Genomic DNA, 13,222 nt, shown 5'->3' on the forward strand with positions numbered 1-13,222 from the left:
TTTATGCGTAATAAGGTCCAACTATAAAAAGAAGAACTTTTGTGACTTTTGTGGTTAAAAAAATTTCAGTTAAAACAGTATCAATGAAATCAATCATCGTCAACAATCTCATCAAAACCTACGGCAAGAAAACTGAAAAAGTACTTGCAGTGGATGACGTGAGTTTCGATGTCAACCCGGGAGAAATATTCGGCTTGATTGGTCCTGACGGTGCCGGGAAAACTTCCATCTTCAGAATGTTGACGACGGTTCTTCTACCCGATTTCGGTTCTGCGTCGATTGAAGGTTTTGATATGGTAAAAGATTATAAAGAAATTCGGAAAATTTTGGGTTACATGCCTGGACGTTTTTCACTCTATCAGGATTTAACGATTGAAGAAAATCTGGAATTTTTTGCCAGCGTTTTTAATACGACCATTGCAGAAAACTACGATTTGATCAAAGACATCTATATTCAAATTGAACCTTTTAAAGATCGAAGAGCCGGAAAATTATCAGGCGGAATGAAACAGAAACTCGCTTTATGCTGCGCCTTAATTCATAAGCCGAAAGTATTATTTCTGGACGAACCGACCACGGGAGTTGATCCTGTTTCGAGAAAGGAATTTTGGGAAATGTTGCAGCGTTTGAAATTACAGGGAATCACCATGGTCGTGGCGACACCTTATATGGACGAAGCCGCCTTGTGTGACCGAATCGCTTTAATGCAAAATGGAAAAATTCTTTCAATCAATACGCCGGAAAATATCAGCAAAGCTTATCCTGATTTACTTTTCGAAGTGAAAGCCGGACGAACTGCAAATGTATTGCGTGCTTTGGAAACCTTCGACCAAAAGAAAAATGTCTATGCGTACGGAGAATTTGTGCATTTAAGTGTGGACCAGAATGAAAATTTCGACATCGAAAACATTACAGAATATTTGAAAAAAGAAGGACTTGAAAATATTGAAATCAATCCTATAAAAGCCAGTATCGAAGATAGTTTTATTCGCTTATTATCCAATTAAAATGATGACTTCAGACAACCAAAATATCGCCATCAAAGCAGAAAATATCACCAAGACTTTTGGAGATTTTACGGCGGTTGATCATATCAGTTTTGAAGTAACCAAAGGGGAAATTTTCGGTTTCCTGGGAGCCAATGGTGCTGGAAAAACTACAGCGATGCGAATGTTCAGCGGACTTTCAATTCCGACTTCTGGAACTGCGACGGTCGCAGGGTTTGATGTTTATAAGGAAACCGAAAAGATTAAGAAAAACATTGGTTATATGAGTCAAAAGTTTTCTCTGTACGGCAATTTGACCGTTAAAGAAAACCTGAATTTCTTCGGTGGAATTTACGGAATACCAAGAAAGAATTTGAAAATAAAACGCGATCAACTCATCCAAGAACTCGGACTTGAAAATGAAAAAAACAAATTGGTTTCAGAACTTCCCTTAGGGTGGAAACAGAAATTAGCTTTCTCGGTTGCCATATTTCACGAACCTCAAATTGTCTTTCTTGATGAACCAACTGGCGGTGTAGATCCTGTGACCAGACGGCAATTTTGGAATATGATTTATGAAGCCTCCGACCGTGGAATTACCATTTTTGTGACGACGCATTATATGGACGAAGCCGAATATTGCGACCGCATCTCCATTATGGTTGATGGAAAAATAGCGGCCTTAGATACTCCAGCACAATTGAAAAAACAATTCAATGCGCAAAATATGGATGATGTTTTCTATGAATTAGCACGCGGTGCGAAACGGATAGAATAGTTGACAGTTGATAGTGGAAAGTTGATAGCGAAAACCAAGATGATAAAATTTTAAATTATGGAAAATAATACGGTAGCCGAAAAATCAATTGCATTTTCAATTCGACTGATTAAGATTTACAAAATATTGACCCAAGATAGAAAAGAATATATTTTATCAAAACAACTATTGCGCAGCGGAACTGCAATTGGCGCGTTAATTAGAGAAGCAGAACACGGTCAATCCAAAGCAGATTTTCTAAACAAAATGAATATCGCTTTAAAAGAAGCAAATGAAACAGATTATTGGTTACTCCTACTCTACAAAGGCGAATTCTTAAACGAAAAGGAATATCAATCAATTATAGAAGACTGTACAGAACTACTAAAAATGCTCATAAAAATTGTAAAAACAACAAAAGAAAATTTAGGCAGAATTTAACTTTCAACCCTCAACTTTCAATTGTCAACTAAATAAATGAAACAGTTAATCACTTTTGTGAAAAAAGAATTCTGGCACGTCTTGCGTGACAAGAGAACTTTGCTGGTTCTTTTCGGAATGCCGGTCGTGCAGGTTCTACTGTTTGGTTTTGCTTTAAGTACCGAAGTAAAAAATACTAAAATTGGTGTATTAGATCAAGACAAATCTCAAAATTCCATCGAACTCATTTCGAAAATTAAGGCCAACCAATATTTTGATGTTGACAAAAATCTGAGATCGATCGACGAAGCAGAAGATGCTTTCAAAGGCGGAAAAATAAAAATGCTTCTGGTAATTCCGGCGCAGTTTGCCCAAGATATAAATAGTGGCAAAAAAGCCCAACTTCAACTCATCACCGATGGAACCGACATTAATATGGCGAACCAAATCTATAATTTCATGTCGAATATTATTATGGATTTTTACGGTCAACAGACAATGCAACCCAAGTCCGGCGTACAACCGGAAATCCGCATGCTCTACAATCCACAACTGAAAGGCGCGCCCAATTTCGTTCCCGGCGTGATGGCTTTAATTCTTTTAATCATTTGTGTTTTGATGACCGCCATCGCCATCGTGCGCGAAAAGGAAATGGGCACCATGGAAGTATTACTCGTATCGCCCATGAAACCGTATATTATTATTTTAGCCAAAGCAATTCCGTACTTTATTTTATCGATGATCATTTTGGTTTCCATCCTGATTTTGAGCGTCACCGTCCTCGATTTACCCATCAAAGGAAGTCTGCTTTTACTCTTCGGCATCAGCATTATTTTCATCATCACGAATCTGCTCTTAGGAATTGTGATTTCAATTGTTACAGATAGTCAGCAAACCGCCATGCTTATTGCCTTAGTGGGAACGATGTTACCCACAATTATGCTGAGTGGTTTTATGTTCCCCGTCGAAAATATGCCGCTTCCTTTACAAATGATTGGCAACGTAATCCCCGCAAAATGGTATTATGAGATCGCCAAAAACATCATCATCAAAGGAACCGGCCTGGAAGTCATCTGGAAACACGTGCTCGTCCTCATCGGAATGATGCTGGTTTTATTCGTCATCGCCGTGAAAAAATTTAAAATAAGATTAGAATAATTAATGCCATGAGAATAATTATTTGGGCAGACATTTCCGCCTTCCGCTCCCAATCTTTTTTTCCAGCGTTTAGGCCAATGCAAAAAAAAGGATTTCCGCTCAACTCGGGCTGCAGATTTTAGATAATATAAAAAGTGAGATTAAAATTAGATAATAGACCGCTTTGCTCCTAGATAAAAGATAATAGACAAAAAATGTTTAGAACATTATTCATATTAATCAAAAAAGAATTCCTGCAGATATTCAGGAACAAATCCATATTGGCCATCATTTTCGTGATGCCGGTGATTCAGTTGGTGATTCTTCCGTTGGCCGCAAACTATGAAATAAAAGACATTAAAATCGCCGTGGTTGATCACGATAAATCAACCCAATCCCGTGAACTCATTCGGAAAATTACGGCGTCAGGATATTTTAAAATTATGGATTATGGCGAAAATTACAATGACGCCTATCAGGAAGTTGAAAAAGACAAAATCGATTTAATCCTCGAAATTCCCAATAATTTCGAAAAAGATCTCGTGCGTGAAAACAATGACAAAGTATTAATCGCCATCAATGCCATCAACGGAACAAAAGCCGGACTTTCCGCCAGTTATCTTGGACAAATTCTGCAGAATTACAATCAGCAAATTCAGTTAGAAATGAATCCGGAACTGGAAACGGTAAAGAAAAATTCCGGCTTAGAAATCGTTCCGAAATTCTGGTTTAATGAAACCTATAATTACCGACTTTCTTTAGTTCCGGGCATTCTTGCTTTTCTGGTGACATTAATTGGTGGCTATTTGACCGCTTTGAATATCGTAGAAGAAAAAGAAATCGGAACCATCGAACAAATTAATGTGTCGCCAATTAAGAAAAGAGATTTCATCTTAGGAAAATTAATTCCGTTCTGGATTTTATCAATGGTTGCTTTTACGATCGGACTTTTGGTCACTATTTTCGTTTACAAAATTCAAATGCAGGGAAGTTATCTCCTCCTCTACGCTTTCATTTCCGTTTACCTCATCGCGATTTTGGGAATGGGACTTTTGGCTTCGGTTTATAGCGATACGCAACAACAATCGATGTTTATGGTCTTCTTTTTCATGATGATTTTTATATTAATGAGTGGACTTTTTACGCCGACAGAAAGTATGACCGACTGGGCAAAATATATCGCCTATTTAAATCCGGTCACTTACGGTGTCGATGGTGTACGTTTAATCATGTTGAAAGACAGTGGTCTTATGGATCTTCTTCCGCACTTTGGATTTATTATCGGACTGGCTATTGTCGTTATTTCGTGGTCTGTTTTACGCTATCACAAAACAAGTTAGAAAGGAGAAGTTAAATGTTGGAAAAAGAGCATTGATTTCTTGATGATTCAAATCATAAGAAAATGTACTTATAAACCTTATCTTTAAATATTTATAAAAATGAAAAAAACAATACTTCTTATCTTCCTCATTCTCTTCGGAGCCGTAACGGTTTTTATGAGCAGTTCAGTTCTTTTCGACTGGTTCGGAATCCGAGCAAAAGAAGGAAACTATGTTCCACTGGTTGTTTGGGCGAATTTCCTTTGTGGAATTCTATATTTAATAGCAGCATTTGGAATACTACAGAACAAGTCTTGGGTGAGAATACCGCTTGTAGCTTCTTTAATTGTTCTAATTCTTGCTTATATGAATTTATTCACGCACATTACTACCGGAGGACTTTACGAAACAAAAACCATATTTGCGATGGCTTTCCGATTCGGACTTACCTCCTTATTTCTTTTTATAACAATAAAAATTTTAAAAAAATGAAAAAGATTCTTTTATCAGCAATCCTCGGATTAGCAATCGTTATGTCTTGTGAAAAAAAACAGGAAACAGTAATTGACCAAAATAACAATATGGCAGCAACGGAACAAAATGTTTCTGAAGAACATGCAACCGACGATCATGAAAAATCTGATGACCACGAAGAAGGTGTAAAACTGGAATTAAACAATGGCGCAAAATGGCCGGTGAACAACGAAATGAAACCGTATGTTGCCGAAATGGAAACCCAACTTAAAGCCTACCAACCGGAAAGTGGCGATTACAAAATGTTGGCTGCAAATCTCAGCACTTCTAATGAGAATTTAGTGAAAAGCTGCACAATGACCGGAGTTCCACATGATAATCTTCACGCTTGGTTAGCGCCTCACATGAAAGAAATCGAGAAACTAAAAAATGCAGAGGACCGAGAGCACGCCAATAAAATAGTAGGAGAACTTAAAGAGTCGATGGACGAATACCACCAATTTTTTAATTAATAATGAACAAATAATATTTAAACCGATTTTGCAGCCCGGCTTGAACGGAGCTCTTTTTGTGCAGCGTAGCGAAACAAAAAAACGGGAGTGGAAGACGGAAATTGCTGCCCAAATAAAAATAAACCTTCAGAAACTCTGGAGGTTTATTCATTTTTCTTGGCCTCTTCCCAAAGTTCATCCATTTGTTCTAAATTCAAATCTGCCAAATCTAGATTTTTATTCAAAGCCAGATTTTCCATTTTCTGGAATCGGTTGATGAATTTATTATTGGTTCTTTCTAAAGCCGTGTCCGGATTGATGCCTGAAATTCGCGCGTAATTAACAAGAGAGAAAAAAACATCGCCCAATTCCTGCTCCTTTTTATCAAGATCCGTTTCGGCGTGAAATTCGGCTAATTCTTCATCTACCTTTTTCCAGGCATCTTCTGCATTGGCAAATTCAAATCCGATTCCTTTTACTTTATCTTGAATGCGATACGCTTTTATCAAACTCGGCGTTCCTTTCGTCACCCCAGAAAGCACCGATTTATTTCCTTCTTTCAGTTTCAGTTTTTCCCAGTTTTGCTTCACTTCTTCTTCATCCTTCACTTCAACATCACCATAAATATGCGGATGGCGGAAAATCAATTTTTCATTTAAAGAATTAATGACATCAGCAATATCGAAACTTCCTTTTTCGGACCCGATTTTAGCATAGAAAACAAGATGCAGTAAAACGTCGCCTAATTCTTTTTTAATCTCTTGTAGATCTTCTTCCAGCAACGCATCTGAGAGTTCGTAAACTTCCTCCAAAGTTAAATGACGAAGTGTTTGCAAGGTTTGTTTTTGATCCCACGGGCATTTCTCCCGCAAATCATTCATAATGTCGAGTAAGCGATTGAAAGCGTCGAGTTGTTCTTGTCTGGAGTTCATTTTAAAGAGTTGACAGTTGAGAGTTGATAGTTGAGAGTTGATTGTTGATTGTTGTAAATTTACTTTAAATAAAAAAACCTTGTCAAAATTTTAAAGTTTGACAAGGTAAATTTAGAAAGAAGAAGAAATTTATCCCATTTTTCTATGCGTACTTTTTGGTGCCGACTTCGCTGATGAAGTTGCTGCTTTTACTTTTGGCGTCGTCGTTTTTTCTTTTTTAGGAGCCGCTTTCGTAGCTTCTAATTTATCTGTATTTATCTCGTTTGTAGCAGGTTCTTCCATTTCAGGTTCTGCTTTTACAAAACTTTCCGGCGTAATATATCCTGCTTTGTGCAGAATGTTATACCACTGTGCCAATTTTTTAATATCAGAAATATAAACCCGGTCCGTATCGTAATTTGGCAAAGACTTGGTCATCAATTCTTTCAACTCATCTTCTGATGATTTGTGAGAAATCGTCTCTTTGTAGTCTTCATTTTTTGCCAGATTTTCGAAAACATCAAATAACGGAACTTCGTTATCAAAAGTAAACATGGCGATATTATCTAACAAGCTTACCTGCGAAGAATTAGTTATACTTGCTTTTTTCTTCGTGATGACATCTTCTACGATAAATCCGCTTTTCAACTGGGAGATCAATTTGTAAAGACCCGGTTTTCCGGAAATTGAAATTATTTTTTCTAACTGCATTTTATTATTATTTGTTTGAATTTAATTTTTACTACGCTCCCCCAATTTACTTCGGAAATCTCATTTTATAGGTCACAGAAACATCGCCCTGGGCAATTTTCATCAGCTTACCTTTTACCAATTTTTTCTTGAGGGCACTCAGGTGATCAGTAAACAGAATTCCCTGAATATGATCGTATTCATGCTGAATTACGCGTGCTCGCATATCTGAGAAAGTATCGGTATGTTTAACGAAATTTTCGTCATAATATTCGATAAGTATGGTTTCTTTTCTTTTTACATCTTCACGCACATCAGGAATTGAGAGGCAACCTTCGTTGAATTTCCATTCTTCGCCACTTTCCTCCAGGATTTTTGCATTGATTAAAATTTTTCTAAAATCTTTCAATTCTTCTGCGATATCTTCGTAATCCTCATCTTCTGCCAAAGGCGAAAGATCCACGACAAACAGCCGAATATCTAAACCAATCTGCGGTGCTGCCAAACCAATGCCGTTTGCACTGTGCATGGTTTCGAACATATTGTCGACGAGCGTTTTCAACTCTGGATAGTCCTGCGGAATATCGTGACATTTTTTTCTTAAAACGGCATCTCCAAATGCTCTTATCGGTAATATCATTTCTGTTTCTGCTCTAAAAAATTTTGCAATATAATGGTTGCACTCACTTTATCAATCAATCCCTTTTCCTCTCTTTTCTTTTTTGTTTTCCCACTCTGTGAGATGGCGAAAGAAGCCATTTTAGACGTAAAACGTTCATCAAAACGCGCTACTTCAACCAATGGAAATTGGGATTTAAACTTTTCTATAAATTTTAAAATGTCAATTTCCACCTCATTTAAATTTCCCTTTAAATCAGTCGGAAGTCCCACCACAATCTGCTCTACTCTATTTTCTAACAAGTACTTTTTCAGAAAAATAAAAATCTCTTTCGTAGGCACAGTCTGCAAACCGCTCGCAATGATTTGCATATCGTCGGTAGCTGCTAAGCCGCACCGAGCTTTTCCATAATCAACGGCTAGTATTTGTGACATCGTGTGCAAATTTACAAATATTTGCCTTTGCTCACAAAATTATAAAAATACTGATTAAAGTCACCTGATTTTCAGAAAAGTCCATTTCAAATCTACCTACCTTTAATAAGGCAAAATCTGCCTAAATAAAAATCATACGGATTATGAAAGCTTTAGTATTTAAAGGACCCGGACAAAAAGACCTCGTCGATTGTCCGATGCCGGTGATCAAAGAATCGACCGACGTGATTGTAAAACTGGTAAAATCTACCATTTGCGGAACCGACCTTCACATTTTGAAAGGTGATGTTCCGGCTGTAACTCCCGGAAGAATTTTGGGACATGAAGGTATCGGTATCGTAGAAGAAATTGGGGACGGCGTTACCAATTTTAAAAAAGGAGATAAAGTGTTAATTTCCTGCATCACTTCTTGCGGAAAATGCGATAACTGTAAAAAACAACTCTATGCCCACTGCGACGATGGTGGCTGGATTTTAGGACATTTAATTGATGGAACACAGGCAGAATACGTTCGGATTCCGCACGGTGATAATTCTCTTTATCATTTAAAGGATGATATTAATGAAGAAGCAGCCGTGATGTTAAGCGATATTTTGCCGACTGGTTTTGAAATCGGTGTGCTGAACGGAAAAGTAAATCCCGGTGACACCGTCGCAATTGTTGGTGCAGGACCTATCGGTATTGCAGCACTATTGACCGCACAATTTTTCTCTCCTTCAAAAATTATTATGGTTGATGTTGACCAGGAAAGACTGGAACTTTCCCGAAGTTTTGGCGCAACAGATATTGTAAATAGCGGCAATGAAGATCCAATTGAAGCCATTAAAAAAATTGCAGGAAAAGAAGGTGTTGATGTGGCGATCGAAGCGGTAGGAATACCAGCGACGTTCGATATCTGCCAAAAAATTCTAAAACCTGGCGCGCACCTCGCTAATGTTGGTGTACACGGCAAACCAGTAGAGCTTCATATTGAAGAACTTTGGATCAGAAATGTAACCATAACGATGGGTTTAGTCTGTGCAAGTACAACACCGATGCTGCTGAAAAATGTAGAAAGCAAAAAGCTACAACCGGAAAAACTCGTTACGCACCGATTCGATTTTACAGATATGATTCATGCGTACGAAGTTTTCGGAAATGCATCAAAAGAAAAAGCGCTGAAAGTCATTATTAATTTTAATTGATAACTTTAAATTTTAATTTAAAAAAGAGAAGCTTACAACTTCTCTTTTTTTTAATTAATTTTATTGTTTTAAAACTATTGCGGAATGAAAACATTAATTCTAGTGCGTCATGCGAAAAGCGACTGGCCGGAAAATACAGATGATTTCGATCGTCCTCTCGCAGACAAAGGAGAAAAAGATGCTGAAAAAATGGCTCACTTCCTAAAAGAAAATAATATCGAGATTGATAAATTCTTTTCTAGTCCTGCTTTGCGCGCATTCAGTACGTGTGAAATTTTTAACAAGGAATATAAAATAAAGATTGAAACCCTACAGAAACTCTATAACGCCTCGGAAACTAATTTTGAATCACTTGTCACAGAAATTCCAGATGATTTAAGATCAGTGGCAATGTTCTCGCACAACAACGGAATCTCTAATTTCGCGAACAGCATGTCGGACATTATGTTTATGTTCCCCACCTGCGGCGTAGCAGGTTTTGAAATAGACTGTGATTCTTGGTCTGATTTTCATGGTGCAAAGAAAAAACTCATTTACTTTTATGAACCGAAGAAAATTTAAATCTTCCATAAAGACCAAAAAACCTCATCAAATAATTGGTGAGGTTTTTCATTAACATTTTCAAAATATTATTTCTTTCGCTGCAAATCCAGATCTTCAAAATCGAAACTAAAATCGGTAACATCCGAAATTGGTTTTAATTTAATCGCGATTGCTTTTCCGTTTTCGTCCAGGGCAAAGTTTACAAATGCATCAGCATCATAACTTCTATCGTCCCATTTTACAATCATCACGTTGGGTGAATAGGGTAATAATTCTCCTTTCAAGCGCGGTGAATTTTTACTTACCAAGCGTAAATTTTTTCCTTCTGAAGTTATCATTACATCACCAAACCACGGATCATTGTAGGTTCCGGTAATTTGATCATTCTTAATTTGGCAGTTTCTATCTTTTTTAAAGTTTTCTGATTTTGCAAAAACTTCTTTTTTACCTTTTTCATAATCCGCATTTATCTTCGCCATGCGATCACCATATGTTTTTAACCAATCTTTTTCTGGCATTCCCAAATAAGAATCTTTTATGGTATTGGTAATTGTACTAAAAGCCGCACCACTCTGCTGATTCGTTAAGACCACAATTCCTAATTTCATATCTGGAATTAAGGTAAACTGCGTCACAGTTCCAATTAATCCGCCCGTGTGATAAACCTGTTTATGACCTTTCACATCGGTCACAAACCAACCTAATCCGTAACCGCCAAAGTTCGTATCATAAGCATTTTTCAAAGCAACAGGTGTTGAAATTTGCAAGTTCCACAACTGCTGGATCTGCTTATCTGAAACCAATTTTTTTCCATCTTTTGTTGTAAAGCCATTCATCAGAAATTCTGCCCAAGTCGTCATATCTTTAATATTACTGATGATACCTCCCGCTGCGTTCGCCGTTTCATTCCAATCATGCGGAACCGCGATTGCCTTTCCGTTGACAGGCGCGTGCGCTTCGATAATATTCTGAACGTTGGCAGCTTTTGCTCGGTTATAACTTCCGAAACTGGAGGTCATTCCCACAGGTTTTAGAATTTTCTGCTCGATAAAGTCTGCCCAGGAAAGTCCGGAAACCCGATGAATGACTTCTCCCGCCACAATAAACATGATGTTATTATAATCCAAAGTCGTACGGAAAGGATTTTCTGGTTTCAAATAACGTACGTTGTGAATAATTTCGTTGACGGTTAAATTACCACCTTCCGGAAAAAACATTAAATCTCCCTGTCCTAAACCTAATCCGGCACGATGCGTAATTAAATCCTTAATGGTAATATTTTGGGAAACATAGGGATCATTCATTTGAAATTCAGGAATATATTTAGAAACTTTATCATCGAAATTCAGTTTTCCTTCATCAGCTAAAATAGCCAGCGCTGTTGCGGTAAATCCCTTACTGTTAGATGCAATTCCGACCAAAGTCTCATCCGTCATTTTCTGGTTTGTGTTGAGAGATCTTACTCCAAAACCTTTAGAATAAATCACTTTGCCATCTTTTACAATTCCCACCGAAATTCCTGGTACATCAAATGTTTTTAAAGTATTTTGAATTAGCTCGTCGAGTTTTTTTTCTTCAACTTGAGAAAAGGCAAAAAAGGAAATAAGAATTAAAAGAAATGAAAATTTTGTTTTCATAGGTAAAGGTTTATTGATTTGATTTATTTAAAAAGACTTCAAATTATTAGAACAACTTGCTACTTTTCGGCTGTTTTTTCAAAGGTAGAAATTTTAAAGCTTTTGACCACAATTGCCACGGAAATCTCTATTCCTGTTTCCTTTAAAATATTAACTTTGTCTTACAATAAAAAGTAAATGGAAACTAAGAAAGAATTTTTTCTCGAGTGTTACAAACTCGGCATCATTAAGTTTGGGAGATTTACCCTGAAATCGGGTATTGAAAGTCCTTTTTATGTGGATTTAAGACCACTTGCTTCGGATCCCAAAATTCTTAAATCACTCGCCAATTATTTGCTGGATATGCTTCCGCTGGATAATTTCGATTTGATTTGTGGCGTTCCGTACGCCGCGTTGCCAATGGCCACTGCAATGTCGCTGGAAAGCTATATTCCACTCATTATTAAAAGAAAGGAAGCCAAACAGCATGGCACCAAGAAAATGATTGAAGGAATTTTTACGAAAGGTCAAAATTGCTTATTGGTAGAAGATGTCATTACTTCTGGCGCTTCTTTGCTGGAAACCATTCCAGAAATCGAAAACGAGGGAATTTCTGTTTCGGATATTGTCGTTGTTCTTGACCGCCAACAAGGCGGAAAAGAACTTTTAGAAAACAAAGGGTTCCGAGTGCATACGCTATTTACCATCTCTGAGGTTTGTAAAATGCTAAAAGAAGAAGGACACTTAACGGACGATGAAGTTTTAAGAATTTATGATTTTCTTGCTGGTAATGTGGTGAAATTTGAAGAAGAAAAACGACTGTCTTACGAGAAAAAATTAGAAATCTGCGACCATTCTGTAGCCCAAAAATTACTGCAAATTGCAATTGAAAAGAAATCAAATCTTATTGTTTCTGCCGATGTGACAACAACGCACGAATTGCTTGCATTAGCAGAAAAAGTAGGTCCGCATATCGTTGCGCTGAAAACACATATTGATATTCTTTTAGATTTCGACTCAGATGAAACGATATTGAATTTGAAAGATTTGGCAACCAAGTACAATTTCCTTTTGATGGAAGACCGGAAATTTGCAGACATCGGAAATACGCAGGAATTACAGTTCGCGTACGGAACTTATAAAATCTCTAACTGGGCAGATCTTGTTACCGCGCAAGTTATTGCGGGTTACGAATCGCTAGACTGTTTTCGAAATGTGGGAGTTGTTGCAATCTTAGGTATGTCTTCGAAGGGAACTTTAACAGACAAACATTATCAAGAAGAAGCCACAAAAATTGCTCTGGCGCATCCGAATGTTTTTGGTGGAGTTTCGCAGCATAAAATCCCGAATGAACTTCTTCTCTTTACGCCGGGAATTAATCTCGCAGATTCTGGAGACGGAAAAGGTCAGCAGTACAACACGCCGCAACATGCTTTTAAACAATTAGAAACCGATTTTATCATCGTGGGACGCGGAATTTACAAAGCAGATGATGCTGAAATTGCCGCCTTAAATTATAAAATCGCGGGCTGGAATGCCTACGAGGAAAGTTTATAGAATTTACTAAAAAAGGCTGAAATCAATTTAAGAGATTCAGCCTTTTATTTTTTTTTAAACCAACATTGTTTACAAAATTAAAAT

Annotated in this window: 15 protein-coding genes; 10 read left to right on the plus strand and 5 right to left on the minus strand. The window is 37.2% G+C overall.

Annotated features, from left to right (window positions below; genetic code table 11):
- Positions 1-83 precede the first annotated feature (83 nt).
- From LC814_RS04665 to LC814_RS04695, 7 genes are all read left to right on the plus strand, one after another.
- The gene (locus LC814_RS04665) at positions 84-1,007 is read left to right on the plus strand and encodes an ABC transporter ATP-binding protein (protein ID WP_226065260.1); all 924 of its coding nucleotides are present in this window, start codon (positions 84-86) and stop codon (positions 1,005-1,007) included.
- A gap of 4 nt (positions 1,008-1,011) precedes the next feature.
- Positions 1,012-1,764 (plus strand): ABC transporter ATP-binding protein, encoded by a 753-nt coding sequence (locus tag LC814_RS04670; protein ID WP_226065764.1) that lies wholly within the window; start codon positions 1,012-1,014, stop codon positions 1,762-1,764.
- A gap of 57 nt (positions 1,765-1,821) precedes the next feature.
- Positions 1,822-2,184, plus strand: coding sequence for a four helix bundle protein (locus LC814_RS04675; protein ID WP_226065262.1), 363 nt, complete (start codon positions 1,822-1,824; stop codon positions 2,182-2,184).
- A gap of 36 nt (positions 2,185-2,220) precedes the next feature.
- On the plus strand, positions 2,221-3,321 hold the full coding sequence (locus LC814_RS04680) for an ABC transporter permease (RefSeq protein ID WP_226065264.1): 1,101 nt from the start codon (positions 2,221-2,223) through the stop codon (positions 3,319-3,321).
- 194 nt (positions 3,322-3,515) lie between these two features.
- Positions 3,516-4,640: an ABC transporter permease gene (locus tag LC814_RS04685; RefSeq protein ID WP_226065266.1), complete on the plus strand. Its 1,125-nt coding sequence runs from the start codon at positions 3,516-3,518 to the stop codon at positions 4,638-4,640.
- Between the two features lie 99 nt (positions 4,641-4,739).
- Complete coding sequence (locus LC814_RS04690) at positions 4,740-5,111, plus strand: hypothetical protein (RefSeq protein ID WP_226065267.1); 372 nt, start codon at positions 4,740-4,742, stop codon at positions 5,109-5,111.
- Positions 5,108-5,605 (plus strand): hypothetical protein, encoded by a 498-nt coding sequence (locus LC814_RS04695; RefSeq protein ID WP_226065269.1) that lies wholly within the window; start codon positions 5,108-5,110, stop codon positions 5,603-5,605. The genes LC814_RS04690 and LC814_RS04695 overlap by 4 nt, the downstream gene beginning before the upstream one ends.
- Positions 5,606-5,748: 143 nt before the next feature.
- Here LC814_RS04695 and mazG read toward each other — a convergent pair whose 3' ends face one another.
- The 4 genes from mazG to ruvX all read right to left on the minus strand — a co-directional run bounded on the left by mazG (position 5,749) and on the right by ruvX (position 8,238).
- Positions 5,749-6,516 (minus strand): nucleoside triphosphate pyrophosphohydrolase, encoded by a 768-nt coding sequence (gene mazG / locus LC814_RS04700; RefSeq protein ID WP_226065271.1) that lies wholly within the window; start codon positions 6,514-6,516, stop codon positions 5,749-5,751.
- A gap of 129 nt (positions 6,517-6,645) precedes the next feature.
- Positions 6,646-7,206, minus strand: a complete 561-nt coding sequence (locus LC814_RS04705; RefSeq protein ID WP_226065273.1) for a DUF5606 family protein — start codon at positions 7,204-7,206, stop codon at positions 6,646-6,648.
- Between the two features lie 46 nt (positions 7,207-7,252).
- Positions 7,253-7,825, minus strand: a complete 573-nt coding sequence (def, locus tag LC814_RS04710; protein ID WP_226065275.1) for a peptide deformylase — start codon at positions 7,823-7,825, stop codon at positions 7,253-7,255.
- The gene (ruvX, locus tag LC814_RS04715; RefSeq protein WP_226065277.1) at positions 7,822-8,238 is read right to left on the minus strand and encodes a Holliday junction resolvase RuvX; all 417 of its coding nucleotides are present in this window, start codon (positions 8,236-8,238) and stop codon (positions 7,822-7,824) included. The genes def and ruvX overlap by 4 nt, the downstream gene beginning before the upstream one ends.
- A gap of 143 nt (positions 8,239-8,381) precedes the next feature.
- On the opposite strand from ruvX, the gene LC814_RS04720 reads away from it, so the two are divergent.
- Together LC814_RS04720 and LC814_RS04725 are read left to right on the plus strand one after the other, a co-directional pair.
- Positions 8,382-9,422 carry a zinc-dependent alcohol dehydrogenase family protein gene (locus LC814_RS04720; protein WP_226065279.1) on the plus strand — a complete coding sequence of 347 codons (1,041 nt, stop codon included), beginning with the start codon at positions 8,382-8,384 and terminating at the stop codon, positions 9,420-9,422.
- A gap of 84 nt (positions 9,423-9,506) precedes the next feature.
- Complete coding sequence (locus LC814_RS04725) at positions 9,507-9,983, plus strand: SixA phosphatase family protein (RefSeq protein ID WP_226065281.1); 477 nt, start codon at positions 9,507-9,509, stop codon at positions 9,981-9,983.
- Between the two features lie 68 nt (positions 9,984-10,051).
- Here LC814_RS04725 and LC814_RS04730 read toward each other — a convergent pair whose 3' ends face one another.
- Complete coding sequence (locus LC814_RS04730; protein WP_226065282.1) at positions 10,052-11,602, minus strand: serine hydrolase; 1,551 nt, start codon at positions 11,600-11,602, stop codon at positions 10,052-10,054.
- A 177-nt stretch (positions 11,603-11,779) separates the two neighbouring features.
- On the opposite strand from LC814_RS04730, the gene pyrF reads away from it, so the two are divergent.
- The gene (gene pyrF / locus LC814_RS04735; RefSeq protein WP_226065284.1) at positions 11,780-13,138 is read left to right on the plus strand and encodes an orotidine-5'-phosphate decarboxylase; all 1,359 of its coding nucleotides are present in this window, start codon (positions 11,780-11,782) and stop codon (positions 13,136-13,138) included.
- Positions 13,139-13,222: the final 84 nt, after the last annotated feature.

Origin of the sequence: Kaistella polysaccharea, assembly GCF_020410745.1 — a bacterium.
GTDB lineage: Bacteria > Bacteroidota > Bacteroidia > Flavobacteriales > Weeksellaceae > Kaistella > Kaistella polysaccharea.